Origin of the sequence: Streptosporangium jomthongense, from assembly GCF_042650425.1 — a bacterium.
GTDB lineage: Bacteria > Actinomycetota > Actinomycetes > Streptosporangiales > Streptosporangiaceae > Streptosporangium.
In genome coordinates, this window is the sequence record NZ_JBHSBC010000019.1 from 1 (window position 1) to 20,785 (window position 20,785).

Here is a 20,785-nt window from a genome sequence, read left to right on the forward strand (position 1 = left end):
AAGGAGGCCCATCGGTGGGGCGGCCGCGCGGTGACCGCCATCAGCAGGTCGTTGTGGGTGTCGGCGACCACGGAGTCACGGTGGAGATCGGCGGACAAGGGCGGGGTCCTTCCTCGCGGGGCCTCACAGGGATCTTGTCCGCCCGACGCTATCGGCGGCACCGGTCCGCTGTCCCGCGAGAGCCGTACGCGGAGGCCGGTGTGGATCACCGGTGGCGGGCGGGCCGGTAGTCTGCGCACGTGCCTACCCTTGCCGACACGGTCGGAGAGCTCGAATCGATCTATGACCCAGCCTGGGCGGAGTCGTGGGACGCCGTCGGACTCGTCTGCGGGGACCCGGCCGCGGAGGTGCGCAGAATCCTGTTCGCGGTCGACCCGACGGCGGCCGTCGCCGCGGAGGCCGTCGAGTGGGGCGCGGACCTGATCGTCACCCACCACCCCCTCTACCTGAGAGGGGTCACCGGCGTCGCCGCCACGACCTACAAGGGCCGTCTGGTCCACACGCTGATCAAGAACGACGTCGCCCTCTTCACCGCCCACACCAACGCCGACGTGGCCGATCCCGGCGTCTCCGACGCCCTGGCCCGCGCCGTCGGGCTGACCGGGCCGCTCACCCCCCTGCTGCCCTCGGCGGGCGACCCAAGGCGCGGCCTCGGCCGCGTCGGCACGCTGCCCGCCCCCCTCTCCCTGCGGGAGTTCGCCAGGAGGGCCGCCGAAGGTCTCCCCGGTACGGCGGGCGGGCTGCGGGTCGCGGGAGACCTCGACCGGGAGATCAGCCGCGTCGCGGTCAGCGGAGGATCGGGCGACTCCCTGCTCGGTACGGCCCGCGCCGCCGGAGTCGACGTGTTCCTCACCGCGGACCTGCGCCACCACCCGGCCAGCGAGTTCGTCGAGGAACCCGGAGGACCCGCCCTGATCGACGCCGCGCACTGGGCCACCGAGTGGCCCTGGCTGACCGACGCGGCGCACCGTCTGACGTCAGCCTTGGCCGCGCGGGGGATTACTGTTGAGACGCGCGTCTCCGAGACGGTCACGGACGCCTGGAAGACAACAGCAGAGTGCGAGGAATTGAAGTGAAAGCAGCCCCGGCAGCCCAGAAGCGCCTGCTCGACCTGGCCGAACTCGACTCCGTCGTCGACCGGCTGGCCCATCGCCGCCGTACCCTGCCGGAACTGGCCGAGATCGACGAGCTGTCCACCCGGGTGGCCAGGCTCGCCACCCAGGTGATCGCCGCCGAGACCGAGGCGGGCGACCTGGCCCGTGAGCAGTCGAAGGCCGAGACCGACGTCGACGCCGTCCGGGTCCGCGCGGAACGCGACCAGAAGCGCCTCGACTCGGGCCAGGTCTCCTCGCCGAAGGACCTGGCCAGTCTCCAGTCCGAGATCGCCTCCCTGCACCGCCGCCAGAGCGACCTTGAGGAGGTCGTCCTGGAGATCATGGAGCGCCGCGAGGCGGCCGACGCCCAGGTCACGAAGCTCTCCGCCGAGCGCGACGAGCTCGCCGCCGCACGCGACGGCGCCCAGGACCGCAGGGACGCGGCCTTCGCCGAGATCGACAAGGAGGCCGCGGAGGTCAGGGGCAAGCGCACCGCGGTCGCCTCCGACATCCCGGCCGACCTGCTCGCCCTCTACGACAAGCTCCGCGAGCAGTTCGGAATCGGCGCCGCGATGCTGCAGGGCACCCGCTGCCTCGGCTGCCGCACCAGCCTGTCCATCGCCGAGATCAACCGGATCAAGGCCACCTCCCACGACGAGGTCGTCCGCTGTGAGGAGTGCCGCAGGATCCTCGTCCGTACCCCGGAGTCGGGCCTGTGACCTCTTTCGTCGTCGAGGCGGACGGCGGGTCGCGGGGTAACCCAGGACCGGCGGGCTACGGCGCCGTCGTCAAGGACGCCGCCGACGGCCAGATCCTGGTCGAGGTCGCCGACCCCATCGGCACCCAGACCAACAACGTCGCCGAGTACCGCGGGCTGATCGCGGGGCTGAAGGCGCTGCTCGACCTCGCGGGCGACGGTGCCTCCGTCGAGGTGCGGATGGACTCCAAGCTGGTCATCGAGCAGATGGCGGGCCGCTGGAAGATCAAGAACGAGGGGCTGCGTCCCCTCGCGACGGAGGCCGCCTCCCTGGCCCGCCGCCTCAGGGTCACCTGGCGGTGGATTCCCCGGGAGAGGAACAAGGACGCCGACCGCCTCGCCAACGAGGCCATGGACGCCGCCGCCAAGGGGGTCCCCTGGCGCTCGTCCGTCTCGGCCCCCGCCGCCTCCTCCGCCTCCTCCTCGGCACAGGGCTCCCTCTTCGACACCGCCGACCCTGCCCCGGCCCCGGTCGTGGAGGCGGTGGCCGTACCGACCACCCCCGCGACCGCGGGCACCGGCTGGCGTCCGCCTACCACCACGGCGACCACGCTGCTGCTGCTCAGGCACGGTGAGACCCCCATGTCCGTCGAACGCAGGTTCTCCGGACTCGGCGACCCCGAGCTCACCCCGAACGGCCTCGCCCAGGCGGAGGCCGCCGCGGCCAGGCTGACGCGGGAGCCGTACGACGTGCAGGTGGTCGTCAGCTCCCCGCTCAGGCGAGCTCTCGTCACCGCCGAGGCCGTGGCCGCCAGGCTCGGCCTCGACGTCGTCGTCGAACCCGACCTCAGGGAGACCGACTTCGGCGCCTGGGAGGGCCACACGTTCACCGAGATCCAGCGGCACTGGCCGGACGAACTGGCCACATGGCTGGCGGACCCGTCCGCCGCGCCGCCGGGTGGGGAGAGTTTTGGGGATGCGGCGCGGCGGGTCCAGGTGATCGGGGACCGGCTGGTCGAACGCTACGAGGGAAGGACGGTCCTGGCCGTCTCCCACGTCACGCCGATCAAGATGCTGGTACGGTCCGCGCTGCTCGCTCCCCTCGCCGCGCTGTACCGCATGCACCTCGACCTGGCCGCACTGTCCCTGATCGAGTACTACGCCGACGGGCCCGCCGTGGTGAAGGCGTTCAACGACACCTCGCACCTGCGCTGACCACGCCCCTCCCCGGGCGGTACGGCCGGGCGGCCCCGTCGGCGGCCTCCGGTCGCCCGGTTGCCTGGTCACATCTCACCCGCTCCCACTTGTCGCCCGGTTGGAGACCACTTGGGAACGATGGGCTCCGGGACACCGATAGGCTTTGAAGTACGGCGGACGAGCCGGCCGGGCGGCCGCGTCGGGTCTGTGAGGACCCGCCGAGGAAGGTCCGGGCTCCACAGGGCAGGGTGGTCGGTAACGCCGACCCGGGGTGACCCGCGGGACAGTGCCACAGAAAACAAACCGCCCCCTTCGCGGGGGTAAGGGTGAAACGGTGGTGTAAGAGACCACCAGCGCCCACGGTGACGTGGGCGGCTAGGTAAACCCCACCCGGAGCAAGGTCAAGAAGGGACGCTCTCCGGAGCGTTCCGCGCGCGACGTCTGAGGGCTGCCCGCCCGAGCCGCGCGGGTAGACCGCTTGAGGCCGACGGCAACGCCGGTCCTAGATGGATGGTCGCCCCTTCACCCAGTGAAGGACAAAACCCGGCCTACAGGCCGACTCGTCCGCCCTCCCCGCCCCTGACCTGCGGCGGAGCCGCCTGGCTCAGGCGGTGTTCGATGCTTCTCGGGTCGAGGCTCACCGTGACCAGGACGAGGGGAAACAGCGCGCTCACCCGCGCACGTGGCAGCCGGTGACCCGGCGGGCCAGGGCCGCCGCCCGGCTCGGAGGCGCCTCGCCGAGTCGCATGCGCCGGTCCTCCTGGCGCATCCCGACCAGGACGACGACGTAGCCGACGAACACCGCCGCGCCCAGCACCAGGCCGATGATCAGCGGGATCATGGTCGCGTTCACGTCCAGATCACCCCCGCCTCGGCGGTGCCGTACGGGCGCGCCGCACCTGACCGCGCCGCCGGTCGGCCGTCCTGCGCCGGGCCGCCTGACGGCGGGTCCACCGCTCCCGCGCCAGGCACTTGCGGCAGGCGAACCGTCCCTCCTCCAGGACCGCGCTGCATCCGCAGGCGGGCGTGTCGTCGATCGGCCGAATGTGGTTGATCACTGTTGTCTCTCCTCTCGTCGCCACCGGTGCTGCCGTGCGGTATCGAGGGTGCGACGAGCAGGTAGGACGTGATCACTACAGGACGGGACATGTACAGGACGTCCGGTCTACGATTGCCCCGTCCCTGGACGTCCCCGGCTTTCAGGCAGGTGAGATGGCGAACGAGCGGTTGCGCACGGCGTTACTCGAACGGGGAACCACCATCGTGGAGGTGGCCGAGGCCGTCGAGGTCGACGCCAAGACCGTGGAACGATGGATCACCCAGGGCCGTGTACCGTACCGAAAGCACAGATTCGCGCTCGCCAAACTCCTCGGGGTCGAGGAGGTCTATCTGTGGCCGGACGCGCTGACTCCCAAACAGGCCGCCGCGGTCTCCGGAAGCGAACTCGTCACCGTCTACCCGCACCGCTGGGCCGTACCAAAGGAGACCTGGGAACGCCTGTTCTCCGCGGCCCAGGGGGAGATCGGCGTACTGGTCTACAGCGGGATCTTCATCGCCCAGGACACCGGCATCATGCGCACCTTCGCCAAGAAGGCCGAGGCCGGTGTGCGTGTCCGTATCCTGCTGGGCAACCCGGACGCGCTCGAAGCCGCCCCGCATGGCGCGGACGAAGGCCTCGGTGACGGCATGGCCGCGCAGACCCGGATGGCCTTGACGCTCTACCGGCCGTTGCAGCAGGTCGAGGGCATCGAGATCCGGTTGCACCACACCATCCTGTACAACTCCATCTACCGCGGGGACGATCAGCTTCTCGTCAACACCCATGTCTACGGCAAGTTCGCCACCGACGCCCCGGTCATGCACCTGCGCAAGGTAGCGGGCGGGGACATGGTCTCGACCTATATCGACAGCTTCGAAGCCGTCTGGGCCGGAGCCACCCCCGTAGGATCGTGACCCATGACGGCCCCGTCCCCAGTCGTCAACGGCGTGGGCGACATCCTGATGCCCCGCCGTACCGGCAACGGCAACTGGGCCTGGGGGAGTCCCTGCCGCGTGGGGAGATCGGCTTCCTGATCACGGACCGGTCGATGCGGCTGCGGCTCGCTCACCTCCTCGACGGCGCCGGGCCGTACATCGGGTAGGAAAACCGGTTGGCCGGGCCTGGCCGGTGTCCATAAGGTGCGCTCGATGACCCTGTTCACGCACCTCTCCCCAGCCGATGACATCCGTTCGATCCGTCGGGCCGGTATCCGCGCCCGCAGCCGCGACCACGACGGCCGGGCCGGGGTGTTCTGCCTGCCGGTCATGCCCTCCTACCAGCTCACCCACCAGTGGGGCCGGGAACTGCACCGCCGCGGCGGGCGGCGCACGATGGTCGCCGTGGACTTCCGGCTGCCCGACGACGAACCGGTCCTGGTCGGCCGCTACAACCGCCGGCACGTCGAACTCGCGAGCGCTGAGGCCGCAGTTCTGATCGCCGGATGTGAGGACGCGCGGGGGTATGAGGTGTTCGTTCCCCGCGCGATCGGCGCCAGGGAGATTCACCGGGTACGCGGGGTCAACCGGGTCACCGGCTGGCGGTACATGCCCGACGCCCACGGCAGGTTCCCCTGCCCGTGCTGCCTGGAACGTGGAGAGTACGGCAGCGCGAAGATCCGCAAGAAGGCCGAGAGCCGCGGCTACTGACCGCTGTGCCCCAGTGCGGCATGTACGGCGTGCACGGCCGCGACGATGCACGGCGTGGCCTTGGTGATCGACCGGCTGACCAGGTGCTCGGGGCCGTACCGGGAGTGGATCTCCGCAAGGCGGGTCTCGACGCCGACCGGCAGGCAGTCCGGGCCGGTGGTCATGTCGCAGTAGGTCAGCGCCTCGACCGACTCGGGGCGTTCCTCGGCGAAATCGGCGCCCAGCGTGTCGAACCTGGCCCGTGGATTCGCCCGCACTGATCAGCAGCTGATGTCCGGTTCAAGCGATTAATTCTGAAATGCCCTCAATTGCGAGAATGGCGGTAATTGCCTTGCTAGGGGGACAGGCGGAGAAACGTAGCGAAAAGTACACAAAGGCAGAAATGGTTCTTGCGTTGCTCTCCGGCTCTCCGGTAATAGTCGGTCGTGATTGCCTTCAGCAGATACCGGGCGAGTGACCTAGTAGGTACTGGGGCTTTCGCTTCGGTCTGGCGAGCATACGATGATCAGTTGGCCGCGCCGGTCGCGATCAAGGTGCTCGCCGAGCACTGGGCGCAGCGTCCGGGCGTCCGGGAACGTTTCCTGCAGGAAGCGCGCCTGCTGCGCCAGGCAGCCTCGCCGCACGTCGTGCAGGTGTACGACCTCGGCGAGGCGGACGGCCGGCCGTACTTCGTGATGGCCTTCGCCGACCAGGGAACCTTGCAGGACCTGCTGGATCAGGGGCCACCTCCGCTGCCCGAGGCGATCGACCTGATGCGACAGATCTGCGCGGGCGTCGCCGATCTGCATCGGCTCGGCGTGATCCACCGGGATCTGAAACCGGCCAACATCCTGATCTGCGGCACCCCGGAAGGCGGACGGCGACTGCTCGTCGCCGATCTCGGCCTGGCCAAGGCCGCCGCCGATCCGACCGGGCTGACCATCGCGGGCACACCCGGCTACATGGCTCCCGAGCAGCGGCAGCCCGGCGGTTCCATCGATGAGCGCACCGACGTGCACGCGCTCGGCGCGATCGTCTTCCACCTGCTCACCGGCCAGGTGCCGGCACCCGACGCGCATTCGCCGCGCCGACTCAGGCCGGAGGTGCCGGCGGCCGTCGACGAGGTGGTCGTCCGCGCGCTCGACCCGGTACGTGAGCGTCGCTGGGATTCGGTGGAGGCGTTCGAACGGGCACTGGTCGCCGCTGCCGCCGGTGGCGGAGCCGGACGTGTGTGGCGTCTTCGGCGGCTGCTGCGACGACTGCCCCGGGTGTGGGTGTACGGCATGGCCGGGCTCTGCGCCGGCACCGGCGTCGCGGCGGCGCTGCTCATCCCCGACTCCCCGAAGCTGGAGGGCACCGACGTCCCCGCCGAGTACCGTGGGCTGATCGTCGAGGCCGGGACGTGGTGCAATCTGGAGGGCCTGAGCCCCGCACTGATCGCCGCCATGCTGAAAGCGGAGAGCGGATTCAATCCCAAGTTGGTGGACACCCCGAAGGACGAGTACGGCATCGCCCGCTGGACCCCCCGAGTCCTGCAGTGGTACCTGTCCCCGGGCATGGACGCCAAGCAGGCGGCTCTCGACCCGGAGATCGCGATCCCGAAGATGGGCGAACTGATGTGCCGGTACGGGCCCCAGGTGGCCGACGTGCCCGGCGATCCCGCACTGAAACTCGCCGCCGTCTACCGGACGAGCTCGGATTCAGTGCGGGAAGCCGGCGGGATAAAGCCCGCCTTGAGGCCCTACACCGACAGAGTACGTGCCTTCTTGGCCGACTACGGGTCCTGATCGGAACGGCAGTCGGCCAGCTCCCGCGAGGCTTAACCCAGGTACAGCTTCACCGAGTTGATCTGGTCGAAGTTGCGAGTCCTGTAGGTGTACATGTCGATGGGATCGCTGACGCAGTTGCCCCCGTTGTACTGGTAGCACTCCGTGGCCAGCGCCGGCCGGCCCCCGTCGGCGACCTGGTTGTTGAACAGGATGCGGCTACCGTAGACGTTGGAAAGGTTGTGCGCGCCGTAGCTCCAGAACATCTTGTCGACGCCGCTCTCCCAGGTCGACCCCTTGTAGAGGCAGACCGCGCCGACCGGACAGCCGGCCCAGGGCCCCTGCTGGACCGAGACGCTGCTGGTCCGCACGGCCCCGTCCCTGGCGGGACCGGTGTCGGCGCTGGCGGAGGTGCTGAACGCGGCCAGCGCGACGGCCGCCATGACGGTGACTGTACCGATCTTGAACATGTCATTCCTTTCGGGTGGTCGCTGTGACTGTCACAGCATCCGCCCGGACGGGACGCCCAGACTATCCGGCAGCTGCCAGGGTCACCCGAGCAGTTCCAGGTGCTTGGCGTTGACCAGGTCGTAGCGCAGGGCGGTCGCGATCAGGGCGGCCCGCTGCCAGTCGGCTCGTCCTTCGCCGGAGCTGTCCTTGATCCGGAGCTTGCGCGAGGCCAAGTACTCGATCTGGAAGGCGATGGCCTTGCGGCTCAGGCCGTACTTCTTGAGCCGTTCCTGGATCTGCGGCGTGCTGGGGGTGACCGTGGAAGCGGGGTCGAGCAGACGCGGCTCACAGAGGGCGACGAGCACCAGGAAGTACTTGGCGGTACGGTCGAGCGGGTACGCCAGAAGGGTCTCCGCGCCCGTCTCGACGAGGTCGGGATCGGTGAAGGCCTGGCAGGGCGCGAACACCAGCAGCGCCTCCTGAGCTCCGGGCACCAGAATTCTGGCGAACTCGAAGCACACCGGGGCGTCCATCCGGCCCGGGGGGACCTTGATGAACTCTCCCCCTCCCTCGGGGTTCTCGACGACGTATGTCACCCGGCCGCTCAGGTTCGTGAGGACCCAGTGGTCGCCGGTGGCACGCAGCCGCCCGGCCCGGCGTGAGACGGCCGGATCGCCGAGGACGATGTCGGAGGTGTCGGCCCTGCCGAAGACGAGCGATTCCCCCGGTTCCAGCTCCCAGCTCCGGTCGTCCCCCTCGATCTGAACGATGATCGATTTCATAATCGCCACCGTAATCCGTACCGAGGTCGCGGCCTGAGGTTTCACCGGAGTCCCGGTCGGCGGGCGCGGGGGCGACAGCACGTACGGGCCGAGAACAGCAGGTGGGGTCAGCGGCGCCAGGGACCCGGCTGGATGAGGCCCGACTCGCAGGCACAGATGACCACCTGGATCCGGTCGCGCAGCCCGAGGCGTCCGCCCCTCCCTACGGATCGGAAGGTGCCCGGCTGGTGTGCTGTTCGTCCCGGCTCCGGATTTCGGTGCACCGAGGGAGGTCCTCGATGCCTCCGCCTTCGGGGATCATGCCCCAGAGGAAGGGGATCAGGTACTGAGGCGGTTCGCCCAGGAGTACGGCCAGTTCGTCCTCGGCGATGGTGAGGGTGAACGCCGCGCCTGGTCGCCTGGGGTTCCATCCCTGTTCGGCGGCTCGCCGGACGCAGCCGGCGACGAGGGCGGGGCGGACCGCGATCGTCCGTTCTCCGAGCCGGTTGTCCGGCCGGGCGCAGGGAAGCGACACCACAAGAACACATCCCGGCTCCGCGGCCCGCTCAACGGTGAGGGGGCTCCAGCCGTTGCCCTGGTGGTAGGTGGGCTTGTGCCGGATCCGCCAGCGGAAGGCGGTGCCGTCGACGCCGATGAGCCGCGAGCCCTTCCTGGGCATCGTCACGGGCGCCTCCAAGCTTCTGCCCTGTTCCGTCGCTGTTGCGTGGGAGCACCGAAAACAGCGGAAGTGTCGTGAGACGCCCGCAATCGTAATCCCTCTTGTCCGTCTTTCCGGCCTGGTCCGGTATGGGGCGTCCGCAGGGCAGGGCCCGGAGATCATGGAGACGCCCGTCCGTCCCACTTGGTTCACGAGACCAACCCGTTTGGTCGAAACGGGACCGGGAGCCGTCCCGTCACGTCAGGGTGGCCTGGAACGGCCGGCGTCGGCCGCTGCCGGGATCGAATGCGGGTTCGATGAGGTCGACGTGCTTCGGTCTTGGTGGACTCTGCCGGGGAAACTGTCCTCTTCCGGCCATCCGCTTTTTCGGAAGGCGCCGGTTGGCGCTGCTTTCCCTTGAACCTCAGAAGAAAGTCGGAAAATGGAGCAGTGGGTCATGAAAGACGAATTCTTCCCGCCCGGTTCTGTTTCCCATGATGACCCTGCGGTCGAACGGGCCATGGAGACGATTGATGTGCTTCGGCCCTCCGAACAGAGAGAACTTCTGCGCAGTTCCTGCCGGGCGGCACTGGCCTTTGAGCGGACCATGAACATTGACCATCTGACGGATTTCGCAAAGAATCTGCTCGCGACCGTTCATTTGCGCGGCATCCCCGCCTATGCGGAAGCGCTGGAAAACGCCCCCAGGGGTCCTCGCGGATCGGGCGAGGCGCTGGACGTCGAAGAGGTGCTGAACCGACTCATGGAGTGACCATGGCGGAGCTCCGGCTCCAAGCGGGAAGTGAAGAAATACTTGCGCGGTGGTGGGAATCGGCCAAGCCCAAGGAGGGCGATCAGCAGCTTGTCTGCGAGGTTCTGCGAACGATCGCCGACGGGACCTGGCGCAGCAGGTGGCATCCGCCCGAGGATCTGGCGAATGATCAACCCGTTCTCCCCATCAGGGCGTTCCGGCCCCGGGACAGCTTGGTGGTGTTGGTCCGCTTCTGGCCGGCGGAGGATCCGCCGGAATTCGAACTGATCAACATCTTCGACGAAGACGACCTACCGGATGAGGATTGACGGTCCGGGGAATTCGCGGCGGATGTGCGATGGCGGGTACGGCCTCGCCCCCGACGTCGGCTCCTTGCGAAGTGCCGGATTCCCGTTCTTCCGGAGCGTGCGCGGAACGAGCAGGAGACGTTGATCGCTCCGCCCGCCGTACCGCCAGGTGGGTCGGCGGCAGCACCGAATGGCGATCGCTTTCTTGAAGTTCCGACGGAAAACGCGTAGGCGTAACCCGGCCAGGGGGGCGATCGAGCTTTTCGCCGTCAGCCGTGTAGATCACTCAGGCCCGCAGGAGGGAACAAGGCCTGGCCACCCGGGTGCGCTCCCTCAGATGTAAACCGATCAGACCGGACGGCTGTCCTCCTGTGGCATGTGTTGTGTGGAACACACGGCCGAGGAGGGTGTTCATGATGGAATACCGGTTCAACTCGCCTCCCGGATGGCCGGTTCCGCCCGTGGGCTGGCAGCCTCCACAGGGGTGGCAGCCGGATCCGTCATGGCCCCCGGCGCCGCCCGGCTGGCAGTTCTGGGTGGCCGTACAGGCGCCGCAGCCCGCCCCCGCCCCGGCTCCGGCACCCACGCTGCCGGAGCGAAGCGGCGGAGGGCTGTTCGGCGGGAAGAAGAAGCTGGAGGCGGAGAACGCCGAGCTTCGGGCGTGGGTCGAGCGGCTTGGCGGGATGGACGCCATGGGTGTCTCCGCGCTGACCGAGGAGCTACGGGCCGAGCACGGGCGGCTGCGGGCGGCCGTGGCGGACGCCACGAGGCGGTTGCGCGAGGTCGAGCGTCAGGTCGTGCGGACCGAGGAGACCGTGCTGCTGCAGGAGGCCGGGGTCTACGACTACCGGCATCCGCTGAGTGACGCGGTGGCGTACAAGGAGCGGCTGGCGGAGGTCAAGGCCCGGATCAAGGCGATGGCCAGGGAGAACCAGGCGGTGCTGGGCTCCACGGGCTGGCAGGTCAACGGGTCGGCGGCCGAGGGGCGCCGGATGGTGCGTGACTTCTCCAAGCTGATGCTGCGCGCCTACAACGCCGAGGCCGACAACTGCGTGCGCACGATGCGTCCGTACAAGCTGCAGTCGGCCGTCGACCGGCTGGAGAAGGCCGTGGAGATGATCGTCAAGCTCGGTAAGACGATGGACATCCACGTCAGTGGCGACTACCACCGGCTGAGGGTCTATGAACTGGAGCTGACCGCCGACCACCTGGCCAGGCAGGAGGAGGAGAAGGAGCGCACCCGCGCCCAGCGGGAGCAGCAGCGCGAGGAGGAGGCCGCGCGCCGGGAGTTCGAGCGGGAGAAGGCCCGGCTGCGCAAGGAGGAGGCCCACTACAGGTCGGCGCTGTCCAAGCTGATCGCCAAGGGTGACGAGGCCGGGGCGGAGGAGCTGAAGGCGAAGCTGGAGGAGATCGGCGCGGCGGTCAGCGATGTGGAGGCGCGAGAGGCCAACGTCCGGGCCGGGTACGTGTACGTGATCTCCAACATCGGGGCGTTCGGTGAGGACGTCGTCAAGATCGGCATGACCCGTCGCCTGGAGCCGGAGGACCGGGTGCGGGAACTGGGGGACGCCTCGGTGCCGTTCCGGTTCGACACGCACGCGTTGATCTTCAGTGACGACGCGGTCGGGCTGGAGGGACGGCTGCACGCCGCGCTGAACGATCGGCGGGTCAACCGGGTCAACCCGCGCAGGGAGTTCTTCCGTGCCACACCCTCGGAGGTCAGGGACCTGCTCCAGCAGATCGCGGGTCAGCACCTGCTGGAGTACCGGGACGTTCCCGAGGCGCTGGAGTGGCGGCAGTCGGTTCACCCGGCGGTGGGGAAGGACGAGGCGCGCGTCTGAGACCGCATGGCGGTGGAGAACAGGCCACCGAGTCGCGTTTCAGGGGCGGGCGGAACCGGAACCCGGCCCGGAGGAACGGAGACCCGGGTCCGCCGTACGCGCCGGGACGTCCGCGTACGGCGGGTCCCTACTCCTGGGAGGCCATGGTGATCGTGACGTACAGGTACTCGTCCAGGACCTTGGCGAGTGACACCGAGGGTCGTCCGGCGAGGAGGGGCAGCGTGTCCTCGTCCGTCCCGGCCGCCTGGAGTACGGCCCGCGCCCAGGCCCGGCCCATCCGCAGGTGGGCGCCGAACGCCGCACCGTCGCGCGAGCCGTGCAACCGTACGGCGATGGCGGCGTCCCAGGGCATCACGGCGCGTGGCCGCAGGCCGTACAGCGCCTTGGCCGCGGCGGTCGGGCCCAGCGAGCGGGCCGCCCGGCCGGTGGCGACGGGAAGGGCGGCGAGCTCCGCGTACGCCCGGGAGAGAACGTCGATCTCCCCGTCGGAGAGCACCGTCAGGCTCACCGACGGCAGGTCGGCGGCCCGGTTCCGCCACCATTCGGCGAGGCCGGAGTCGAGGAGGTCGGGCTCGCCCTCGCGGGGGTAGCGGATGCGGCAGCCCCAGGAGTTCAGCCAGCGCAGCAGCGCGGCCCGGTGCCCGGCACGCGACAGGTCGGCAGCCGGGCCCGTGGTCTCCAGGAACCTCAGCCAGCCGGCGTCGACGTTGGAGAACCCGTTGAACACCCGGGCCGCCGCCCGCAGCCCGTCCAGCGTGGGAGCGTCCGCGACAGGCGCGGTGGAGACAACGGACGGGCCGGTGCCCTGGAGGTGGGCGGCCGCCACGCGCTTCGGCACGACCATGCGCCACGCCTCGACGACGATCTCCCGCATCTCCGCCGGGGTGACGGCGTCCACCCGGACCCGGACCCAGTTGAAGCGCTCGTCCGACGGCACCGGCATCAGGAACTTCTCCGGCTCGGAGGCGACGAGCGCCGCGCGCTCCTCCTTGGGGAAGGCGAAGCCCATCAGCTCCTCGTCCCTGGAGAAGGAGAGGTAGACGATCTTCCCGACCCGGAACTTGATCCGGTCCCTGACCAGGGCCTCATGCGTGCGGGGCAGGGACAGGGCAAGTTCGCGCACCTGCTCGACCGTGACCGTCTGAGCGGACCTCATCGGTTGGACCGGACCTCCTCCAGATCACTCCCACCGCTCGTCGAACGGTTCGGGTGTGCCGACGCCGCGGCCGGAGACCGTCTCTTCGCCGTCGGCGGACCATACGGTAGGCGAAGTCGGGCGTGCCGTCACCGCGTCGACGACCTGGCCGGTCGGCGAGCCGTGGCGGACGGTCCGGACCAGGGCGTCCCGCCGCCGGTGGAGCGCCTCGGCCCGAGATTCCGGACCGAGGCGATGCCCGCGTGGTCCGGGGTGAGGGTCAGGCCGGGTCAGCGGCGACTAGGCGCTGAGGTGCTCGATCACGCGGGCCCGGCATCGTTGGCCGGACGCGGTGAGCACGGTCTGTTTCGCCCGGTGATCGGTCGGGTGCGGCTCCCGCTGGATCAGACCCTGCTCAGGTCGATCAAGGACGAAGGCGGTCTCACAGGACGCCGGAGATCCCCATGACCGGGCGGTAGGCGGCTCCCGGATCGGGATGGGGCGCCCGGGAAGCGGTTCCCGGGCGCCCCGCTCGCATGAGCCGACGTCCTACGGGGTCAGGATGTCGTCGATGGCGGCGCGCAGGTTGGGCTGCGGGCCGATGCGGTGAGGGTCACCGGCGGGCTGGGCCGTACCGGTGAGCTTGAGGGTGTCGCGGACCTGGGCGGGGGTGAGCACTCCGCCGTTGGCCTTGGCGACGCCCTGCAGGGAGGCGACGGTTCCGGCGACGATGGCGCCGGCGCCGGAGGTGCCGCCGAAGCCACCGGCGTAGGTCTTGTTGGGGTCGGTCTCCAAGGGGGTCAGGTCCTGCCAGCCAGGAGCGGTCGTCGACGCCACGCACTCGCCGTAGGCCTGGACGTCCACGCGGACGCCGTACGACGACAGCGGCAGCGCGGTGCGGTCGGCGGAGGGAGGCGTGCCGACGCAGCTGGGGCTGGGCGGGGTCCCCGCCCCGACCATGATGGCGCCGGAGTCGGGGCGGCCCATGATGACGGCGACGTAGGGGTCGGTGGAGTCGTCGAGGTCGACGCCGCTGTTGCCCGCGGGCTCCACCACGGTGATTCCGGCGGCGGTGGCCAGGACGACCTGGTCGTAGACGTTGCTCTGGTACTCCCAGGGGTACTGCTGGGTGCTGGGCTTGACGGCGATCTCGAACAGGATGACGTCACCCGGCTGGGAGTGCGCGGTGGCGTAGGCGACGGTGTCGAACACGGCGGTGCCGGACAGGTGCAGGGTGGCGTGGGGCGCGATGCCGGCCATGCCGACACCGTTGTCGTCCTGGGCGCCGATGATCCCGGCCACCGCGGTGCCGTGACGGATCGAGAGGTCGTTGGTGCAGGGGTCGCCGAACGCGGACGGCACCTGGACGATCTGACCGGTCGCGACGCGTCCGGCGAGGTCCTCGTGGCAGAGGTTCCACCGGTTGGTGTACGCGACCAGTTCGACGGGGCCGTGCCGGTTGGTGGTGGTTCCGTCACCGAGCTGGCCGCTGCTGTTGAGGCCCCAGACGTGGAACGTCTGGGCGAGCTTGGTGATGGTGTGGGCCAGGCCCGCCGCGGCGATGTCACTGGTCGCCGGGATCACGGTGGGGGAGTACCTGTCGACGGTGGTTGCGTCGCCGAGCTGTCCCTGGTTGTTGTCACCCCAGGCGTAGGTGGCCCAGGAGACCGATTCGGCCGTCGCGACGCTGTGCCTGCTTCCGGCGGCGATGCTGTTGACGTTGGCCAGGCCGGGGACGGAGATCGGGGTGGTCCGGCCGGTGGTGGTCCCGTCGCCGAGCTGTCCCTCGCTGTTGTCGCCCCAGGCCTTGACGGTGCCGTCGGACAGGAGCGCCAGAGCGTGGTCGCCCCGGCTGCTGATCTGGGTGACGCCGGTCAGGCCGGTGACGGCGGCGGGGGTGGCACGGTCGGTGGTGGTCCCGTCGCCGAGCTGGCCGATGCCGTTGGCGCCCCAGCCCTTGACGGTGCCGTCGGCCATCAGCGCCAGGGAGTGGACGCCGCCCGCGGCGACCGAGTCCGGCGCGGTGCGGACGCCGGTGAGGCCGGCTACGGCGACGGCGGCCGGGGAGTCGGGACCGACGTAGCCGAGTTGTCCCAGGCTGTTGTCGCCCCAGGCGCGTACGGTGCCGTCGGACAGGACGGCCAGGGCATGGCCGAGACCGGCGCTGATCGCCACCGCGTTGGAGATCCCGGTGACCTGCACCGGGACGGTGCTGTCGGTGGTGGTGCCGTTGCCGAGCTGTCCCTGGCCGTTGTCGCCCCAGGCCCAGATGGTGCCGTCGCTCTTGAGCGCCAGAGAGTAGTCGTCTCCCGCGGAGACGGAGGTGACGCCGGTCAGGCCGGGGACCTGGGAGGGGACCTTCTTGGCCGTGGTGTTGCCCAGGCCGAGCTGGCCCTGGCCGTTGTCGCCCCAGGCCCACACCTGCCCGAGCGCCGGAGTCCGCGTGATCAGCAGCGAGTGGTCCTGACCCGCGGCGATCGTCTGCGGGCCGAAGTAGGGGATGTAGGTGGACTGCTCTTCGATGTCGGTGACGGTGATGCCGTCGCCCTTGCCACCGGTCTGGGCGTTGGCGTAGTCGGCGTCCACTCCCGCGCCCAGCGAGGAGGTGGCGGCGTTGCGGTACCTCTGGTAGGAGGCCAGCGGTTCGGAGGTGGCGACGGGGGTCATCCTGGCCTGGGCGATCTCCACCGAGGGCAGGGCGTTGAGGTCCTTCAGCAGGCCCTCGACGCCGCTCTTGGGGGCGGTGACGACGAACCAGGAGTTCAGGTCGGGCAGCTGCCTGCCGGTCTTCCTCTCCAGCTGGAGCCGTCGTTCGGTGATCTTCGTCTCGGAGACCGAGGACAGGGGCCTGATGGAGGCGTCCTTGTACCTGGCCAGGACCCGCTGGATCTCGGTCGCGTCCTCGGAGTCCTTGGCGACCAGGCCCTGCCCGCGCAGCCGTACGGCGAGGCCGGGCTTGAACTTCACCGAGAGCTCGGTCGTGGAGAAGCCCTTGGGCAGAGGCCCGTGGGTTCCCGGGGCGGTGCCCTTGTCCTTGCTGTGGTCGTAGGCCGGGGCGGGCTCGGCCGAGGCGGGGCCCGCGGCGACCACGCCGGACAGCGCGCCGACGGCCACGGAGAGCAGGGCCGCGGCGAGTCGCCGTGACCGTGGTCCTCCGCGGCTCCGGGAGTCAGAGCGAAGTGACAACAAATTCTCCTCTGGCGTCGTTCTCGGCGTGCGGGCACGGAGCATTACAAGCCGTGACTCCAAGAATGCGGAAATCGATGGAACGCCTGTCCTGCCGCCTCGGACCAAGGCCTTTCCGTATGCCGCGCTTCGCCGTACATCATGAAAACAACCGATCCGACGAGTCAGCATGACCGAGAACCCGTGTGAAAATCAACTGTGAAAATGGATTGCACGGTCAGTTTCCGAGCGGGCGCGTGAAGTGATTTTCGATGATTCATGGAACGGAAAGAAGCTCCCTCTCCGTGGTTGACAGGGGAGGATGCGCGACGTATGGACGATGAACCTCGTTTTCCTGAGGGGGTAAGGAACGTCACAGACCTGCGGATGTTTACCGGATCGATCTCCGTTTGCCGACGGGGAGGACGTGTCGCTGAATGGCAGGAACGCGGCCGGTAATTCGTGACCGAGTGATCGCCCTCCGTGTTACACAGAAACGCAAACAAACGCCTGGACGGCGCGAAATCTTCGGCATTCCTCCATGCGGAACGAGAAAAAGGAATTCGCACGGAACGGCGCGCCCCGCCCGGAGGCGGGACGCGCCGGTGTTTTCCGTGAGGTCAGGCCGGGGCGGGGGAGCCTGCGCCGGGGACGAGCAGCCGAGGAGCCCCGGTGCCGTCCGCGGGGACGGACCAGACGTTGTTGGTGCCGTCGCCGGTCTGCAGCGCGTAGGCGACGGTCCGGTCGTCGAGCCAGGCGGCCTGGTCGTCCACGCTGCGCGTCTCGGCCAGCGGGGTGACGCGCCGGGTCGCCAGGTCCAGGACCGAGAGCCGCCAGCCCTTCTTCGGGTCGGCGTCGACGGCGGACTTGTAGGCGATCCGGGTTCCGTCGGGAGACAGGGACGGGCACTCGACGTTGTCCCGCAGCGTCCTGACGGTCCCCGCGGCGAAGTCGCCCTCGACCAGGTGACGACGGCCGTTCGTGGACAACGTCGCGTAGAAGCGGTTGTCGTCCGAGGCGAACGTGACGCCCCAGAAGTTGACGTCGGAGTTCCGGTACGGCCTGCCGTCCAGCGTGATCGAGAAGTCCTCAAGCGAGGAGACCAGCCGTCCCGTGCGGGTGTCGAGGATGCCCGCCCGGGTGGAGAAACCGGTCGTCGCGTAGGAGTGCCCGTCGATGAACAGCGTCCAGGCGACCATCCGGCCGCTGGCCGAGACACGCAGCCGGTTCGGGAAGCCGGTCAGCGGCAGGCTCCTGCGCTCCTTGAGAGAGGGGTCGAGGACGATCAGCCCGGACGAGCTGAGCGGGCCGACGGGTTTGAGGCAGGCGAGGGTTCCCCCCGCGACGTAGGCGCGGTCGCAGCGCAGCTCGGTGACCTCGCGCGGACCGCCGGGATCGGCACGGGAGACCGTCGACAACAAGCCGTTGGTCAGCACCTGCAACCGTGGCCCCGCGCCCGGAGCTCCGGAGGAGGCGGACGAACCAGAGGAAGGGGCGGACACGGGCCGGTCCCCGGCCAGTGCCGTGTAGGTGACGGCGACCCCGGCGAGCAACAGGGCCGCCAGGACCGTCACGAGGACACGTGCGCGCGGGCTGAGAGTGATCGTGACTCCTTGGTGAGCAGGAAGACGGTCAGGGGCAGGGCGAGCAGGGCCGCCACGGCCGCGGCGAGACAGGCGGCACCCGCGCCCCAGGTCTGCCAGGCCAGGCCGAAGAGCACCGAGGAGACCGAGTAGGCCAGGGCCTGGCCGCTCTGCACCAGGGCCATCCCGGTGGCGCGCAGCTCGGGCGGGAACACCGAACCGGCCAGCGCCATGAGGACGCCGTCGGTGGCCGCGTAGAACGTCCCGTAGAGGGCCAGCACCGTGACGACCAGCGGCAGGCCGCCGAGCGGGCCGTACAGCAGCAGGTAGACGGCGGCGAGCAGGGCGTTCCCGCCGGCGAACACCCACAGCCGTCCGATCCGGTCGGCCAGCCTGCCCAGCGGCGCGGCCAGCAGCAGATAGACCAGGCTCGTACCGACCGCGAGGATCGGGAACCAGCCGATCCCCAGCTCGACACGCCGCTGCAGGACGAGATAGACGAACCCGTCGCCGATCGTGACCAGGCCGAGCAGACACGCGGCGGGCAGCAGACGGCCACGTCCGAGCCGGGCGACGGCCCGCCACGAGACCTCGGCCGGGCGAGGACGCGGACCGGCCGCCGCGGGCACGAACAGCACCAGGATCAGTACGGCGAGCAGCGCGACGCAGAAACTCGTCACGAAGACGGGTCCGAACGCCCCGTTCCCCAGCGCGAGCACGGCGAGCGTGGCGATCGGCCCGAGGAAGGCGCCGGTCGCGTCCATCGTCCGGTGCACCCCGAAGGCCCTGCCGAGCCGGTCCTGCGGGGTGGCGAGAGTGATCAGCGCGTCCCTGGGGGCCGTGCGCAGGCCCTTGCCCGCCCGGTCCGCCGTGATCATCAGCCCGATGAGCGGCCCCGAGGCACCGGCGGCGAGCAGCCCGAGTTTGGCGAACGCCGACATCCCGTAGCCGAGTCCGGCGACGGTCTTGTGCCGGTTGACCCGGTCGCCGACGTATCCGCCGACCAGCCGCAGCAGCACGGTCGCGCCGGTGTACAGGCCGTCGATGACGCCGTAGGCCGCCGGGCTGAACTGCAGCCCGACGACCAGGTACAGCGGCAGGATCGCGGTCACCATCTCCGCCGAGACGTCCGTGACGAGACTGACGGCGCCGAGCGCGAGCACCGTGCCGCCGACGGCCCTGACGGGGCCGCCGGCGGTCCGGTTCCTGTCGAGAGTGGAGAGGTACACGTCGTCAGTGGCAGGCGGTGGTGCCGCTGTCGGTGAAGGTCTTGCCCGCCTCGGGCACGAACTGCCAGCTGTAGCTGTTGGCGTGCAGGGTCACTTTCAGGACGCCGTAGGTGTCGCTGTTGCGGACCTCACTGTTGGGCAGGATCGTCCCGAACGAGTAGTGGCTGGCGCCGCCGGAGCCGACGACGAAGTGCCGGATGCCCCGGGCGTTGTCGAGCTGGTTGGCCGGGTTGATCGGCGCGAACCGCTCGTACTGGTGGTTGTGGCCGGTCAGGATCAGGTCGGCGTCGTTGTCGTACAGCGCCTGCACGATCGGGGCGACCGAGGTGTCCGGCGAGTGGTTGGCGCCGGAGGTGTAACGCGGGTGGTGCCACATCGCGACCGTGCACGGCTTGGTGCTCGCGGCCAGGTCGGCGCGCAGCCACCGCTCCTGCGCGGACCCGGCGTTGCAGCCGCCGACGGCCGAGCAGTTGGAGTTGACCACCACGACGTGCCAGTTCGCCCCGAGGTCGTAGGAGTAGTAGCCCTTGGACGGGTCGCCCGCCGACGCGCCGAAGTAGCCGTAGTAGCCCGAGGCCCCGGAGGTGTTGTAGTCGTGGTTGCCCGGCACCGGCCTGGTCCGCGCCTTGTGCCGTCCCCAGGTCGGGTCGTAGTAGGTGTTGAACTCCGAGGTGGTGCCGTTGTTGTAGACGTTGTCGCCCAGCGTGAAGACCGTGCCGGGGATGGAGTCGAGCAGCGCGGCGGTCGCGCTGTCGCCGGAGCCGGAGTTGGAGATGTCGCCCGCCCCGACGAGCACCGGATCGCCGGAGGCCGTCGAGGTCGGCGTGGGAGTCGGGGTCGAACCGGTGTCGGTGGTCACCACCAGCTGGGGCGCGGTCGAGGACCCGCTCTCCCGCGCGTCGTAGTCGGCGCCGTCCGAGCTGGAGGAGGTGACGCCGATGCTGTAGGTGCCGTTGCCGGTCACGTACGGCGTGACGTCCAGCTCGTACCAGGAGTTGCGGGCCACCGAGCCGAGCGTGCCCAGCGTGGCCCCGTCGATGGACGGCTGGTTGTTCCAGGTGGTGCCGGTCTCGGACCAGGTGGTGCTGCCGACGGCCTTGAAGGTGCCGCCGCTGCCGCTCTCCGAGCCGCTCACGTCGTCGGTGTGGACGCGCAGCTTGACGTTGCCGACCGTGCCGGTGACGCCGGTGACGGTGAACCGCAGGAAGAACCGCTTGACCGGGGAGCCGTCGACGCCGAGCTGTCCGGAGGTGCCGTAGTTGGTGCCGGTGTGGCTGTTGTCCACATAGGTGTCGGCCACCGGGGTGAAGGTGGTGGAGGCGGCGTTGGCCACCCCCGCGGACAGGGAGACGGCCGCGAACACGGTCGCGCCGCCGACGGCGACGGCCGCGGACGCCGCCGTGAGCGCCCTGCGTCGGGAGGGTCGAGACGGTCGGAGCAGTCGGAACATGCGTCACTCCTCATGCACGGAGGGTTGTGGGAGGCA

At 69.7% G+C, this 20,785-nt stretch carries 21 protein-coding genes and 1 other RNA gene; 11 read left to right on the forward strand and 11 right to left on the reverse strand.

Features of this window, described 5'->3' with window-relative positions; translation table 11 throughout:
* The first annotated feature begins 239 nt into the window (after positions 1 to 239).
* The 4 genes from ACFOYY_RS19065 (at position 240) to rnpB (ending at position 3,555) form a co-directional block, all read left to right on the forward strand.
* Positions 240 to 1,076 (forward strand): Nif3-like dinuclear metal center hexameric protein, encoded by an 837-nt coding sequence (locus ACFOYY_RS19065; protein ID WP_352016207.1) that lies wholly within the window; start codon positions 240 to 242, stop codon positions 1,074 to 1,076.
* Entirely contained in the window at positions 1,073 to 1,813 is a 741-nt protein-coding gene (locus ACFOYY_RS19070; protein WP_352016206.1) for a zinc ribbon domain-containing protein, read from the forward strand. The genes ACFOYY_RS19065 and ACFOYY_RS19070 overlap by 4 nt, the downstream gene beginning before the upstream one ends.
* Positions 1,810 to 3,006: a bifunctional RNase H/acid phosphatase gene (locus ACFOYY_RS19075; protein ID WP_386190441.1), complete on the forward strand. Its 1,197-nt coding sequence runs from the start codon at positions 1,810 to 1,812 to the stop codon at positions 3,004 to 3,006. The genes ACFOYY_RS19070 and ACFOYY_RS19075 overlap by 4 nt, the downstream gene beginning before the upstream one ends.
* Positions 3,007 to 3,166: 160 nt before the next feature.
* An RNA gene (gene rnpB, locus ACFOYY_RS19080) (RNase P RNA component class A) lies at positions 3,167 to 3,555 on the forward strand.
* Between the two features lie 103 nt (positions 3,556 to 3,658).
* Here the strand turns inward: rnpB and ACFOYY_RS19085 are convergent.
* Positions 3,659 to 3,841 (reverse strand): hypothetical protein, encoded by a 183-nt coding sequence (locus ACFOYY_RS19085; protein WP_386190442.1) that lies wholly within the window; start codon positions 3,839 to 3,841, stop codon positions 3,659 to 3,661.
* 7 nt (positions 3,842 to 3,848) lie between these two features.
* Positions 3,849 to 4,046 carry a hypothetical protein gene (locus ACFOYY_RS19090; RefSeq protein WP_386190443.1) on the reverse strand — a complete coding sequence of 66 codons (198 nt, stop codon included), beginning with the start codon at positions 4,044 to 4,046 and terminating at the stop codon, positions 3,849 to 3,851.
* Between the two features lie 154 nt (positions 4,047 to 4,200).
* Between ACFOYY_RS19090 and ACFOYY_RS19095 the strand changes: the two genes are divergently transcribed.
* From ACFOYY_RS19095 to ACFOYY_RS19105, 3 genes are read left to right on the forward strand one after another with little or no spacing between them, the layout of a single operon-like run.
* Positions 4,201 to 4,941: an XRE family transcriptional regulator gene (locus ACFOYY_RS19095; RefSeq protein WP_352016202.1), complete on the forward strand. Its 741-nt coding sequence runs from the start codon at positions 4,201 to 4,203 to the stop codon at positions 4,939 to 4,941.
* A complete protein-coding gene (locus ACFOYY_RS19100; RefSeq protein ID WP_362775420.1) occupies positions 4,938 to 5,129 on the forward strand; it encodes a hypothetical protein in 192 nt (63 codons plus the stop codon). The genes ACFOYY_RS19095 and ACFOYY_RS19100 overlap by 4 nt, the downstream gene beginning before the upstream one ends.
* 46 nt (positions 5,130 to 5,175) lie before the next feature.
* Positions 5,176 to 5,673 carry a hypothetical protein gene (locus tag ACFOYY_RS19105; protein WP_386190444.1) on the forward strand — a complete coding sequence of 166 codons (498 nt, stop codon included), beginning with the start codon at positions 5,176 to 5,178 and terminating at the stop codon, positions 5,671 to 5,673.
* Here the strand turns inward: ACFOYY_RS19105 and ACFOYY_RS19110 are convergent.
* Positions 5,667 to 5,930: a hypothetical protein gene (locus ACFOYY_RS19110; protein WP_386190445.1), complete on the reverse strand. Its 264-nt coding sequence runs from the start codon at positions 5,928 to 5,930 to the stop codon at positions 5,667 to 5,669. The genes ACFOYY_RS19105 and ACFOYY_RS19110 overlap by 7 nt on opposite strands.
* A 168-nt stretch (positions 5,931 to 6,098) precedes the next feature.
* Here ACFOYY_RS19110 and ACFOYY_RS19115 point away from each other — a divergent pair, with 168 nt between their 5' ends.
* Complete coding sequence (locus tag ACFOYY_RS19115; RefSeq protein ID WP_386190446.1) at positions 6,099 to 7,439, forward strand: serine/threonine-protein kinase; 1,341 nt, start codon at positions 6,099 to 6,101, stop codon at positions 7,437 to 7,439.
* A gap of 32 nt (positions 7,440 to 7,471) precedes the next feature.
* Here the strand turns inward: ACFOYY_RS19115 and ACFOYY_RS19120 are convergent, their stop codons facing one another.
* The 3 genes from ACFOYY_RS19120 to ACFOYY_RS19130 all read right to left on the reverse strand — a co-directional run bounded on the left by ACFOYY_RS19120 (position 7,472) and on the right by ACFOYY_RS19130 (position 9,314).
* Positions 7,472 to 7,888: a hypothetical protein gene (locus ACFOYY_RS19120; protein WP_362911661.1), complete on the reverse strand. Its 417-nt coding sequence runs from the start codon at positions 7,886 to 7,888 to the stop codon at positions 7,472 to 7,474.
* Positions 7,889 to 7,969: 81 nt separating this feature from the next.
* Positions 7,970 to 8,650: an FHA domain-containing protein gene (locus tag ACFOYY_RS19125; RefSeq protein ID WP_386190447.1), complete on the reverse strand. Its 681-nt coding sequence runs from the start codon at positions 8,648 to 8,650 to the stop codon at positions 7,970 to 7,972.
* 202 nt (positions 8,651 to 8,852) lie between these two features.
* Positions 8,853 to 9,314: a hypothetical protein gene (locus ACFOYY_RS19130; protein ID WP_386190448.1), complete on the reverse strand. Its 462-nt coding sequence runs from the start codon at positions 9,312 to 9,314 to the stop codon at positions 8,853 to 8,855.
* 415 nt (positions 9,315 to 9,729) lie between these two features.
* Between ACFOYY_RS19130 and ACFOYY_RS19135 the strand changes: the two genes are divergently transcribed.
* The 3 genes from ACFOYY_RS19135 (at position 9,730) to ACFOYY_RS19145 (ending at position 12,187) form a co-directional block, all read left to right on the forward strand.
* Complete coding sequence (locus ACFOYY_RS19135; RefSeq protein ID WP_362911658.1) at positions 9,730 to 10,059, forward strand: hypothetical protein; 330 nt, start codon at positions 9,730 to 9,732, stop codon at positions 10,057 to 10,059.
* 2 nt (positions 10,060 to 10,061) lie between these two features.
* The gene (locus ACFOYY_RS19140; protein ID WP_386190449.1) at positions 10,062 to 10,367 is read left to right on the forward strand and encodes a hypothetical protein; all 306 of its coding nucleotides are present in this window, start codon (positions 10,062 to 10,064) and stop codon (positions 10,365 to 10,367) included.
* A gap of 392 nt (positions 10,368 to 10,759) precedes the next feature.
* Positions 10,760 to 12,187 carry a DUF4041 domain-containing protein gene (locus tag ACFOYY_RS19145; RefSeq protein ID WP_386190450.1) on the forward strand — a complete coding sequence of 476 codons (1,428 nt, stop codon included), beginning with the start codon at positions 10,760 to 10,762 and terminating at the stop codon, positions 12,185 to 12,187.
* A 127-nt stretch (positions 12,188 to 12,314) separates the two neighbouring features.
* Here the strand turns inward: ACFOYY_RS19145 and ACFOYY_RS19150 are convergent, their stop codons facing one another.
* From ACFOYY_RS19150 to ACFOYY_RS19170, 5 genes are all read right to left on the reverse strand, one after another.
* The gene (locus ACFOYY_RS19150; protein WP_386190451.1) at positions 12,315 to 13,343 is read right to left on the reverse strand and encodes an MmcQ/YjbR family DNA-binding protein; all 1,029 of its coding nucleotides are present in this window, start codon (positions 13,341 to 13,343) and stop codon (positions 12,315 to 12,317) included.
* Between the two features lie 528 nt (positions 13,344 to 13,871).
* Positions 13,872 to 16,508, reverse strand: coding sequence for an RCC1 domain-containing protein (locus ACFOYY_RS19155; protein ID WP_386190452.1), 2,637 nt, complete (start codon positions 16,506 to 16,508; stop codon positions 13,872 to 13,874).
* Between the two features lie 599 nt (positions 16,509 to 17,107).
* Positions 17,108 to 18,061 (reverse strand): TolB family protein, encoded by a 954-nt coding sequence (locus ACFOYY_RS19160; protein ID WP_386190453.1) that lies wholly within the window; start codon positions 18,059 to 18,061, stop codon positions 17,108 to 17,110.
* On the reverse strand, positions 18,058 to 19,299 hold the full coding sequence (locus tag ACFOYY_RS19165) for an MFS transporter (RefSeq protein WP_386190454.1): 1,242 nt from the start codon (positions 19,297 to 19,299) through the stop codon (positions 18,058 to 18,060). The genes ACFOYY_RS19160 and ACFOYY_RS19165 overlap by 4 nt, the downstream gene beginning before the upstream one ends.
* A 4-nt stretch (positions 19,300 to 19,303) precedes the next feature.
* Positions 19,304 to 20,749 carry a CBM96 family carbohydrate-binding protein gene (locus tag ACFOYY_RS19170; RefSeq protein WP_386190455.1) on the reverse strand — a complete coding sequence of 482 codons (1,446 nt, stop codon included), beginning with the start codon at positions 20,747 to 20,749 and terminating at the stop codon, positions 19,304 to 19,306.
* Positions 20,750 to 20,785 lie beyond the last annotated feature (36 nt).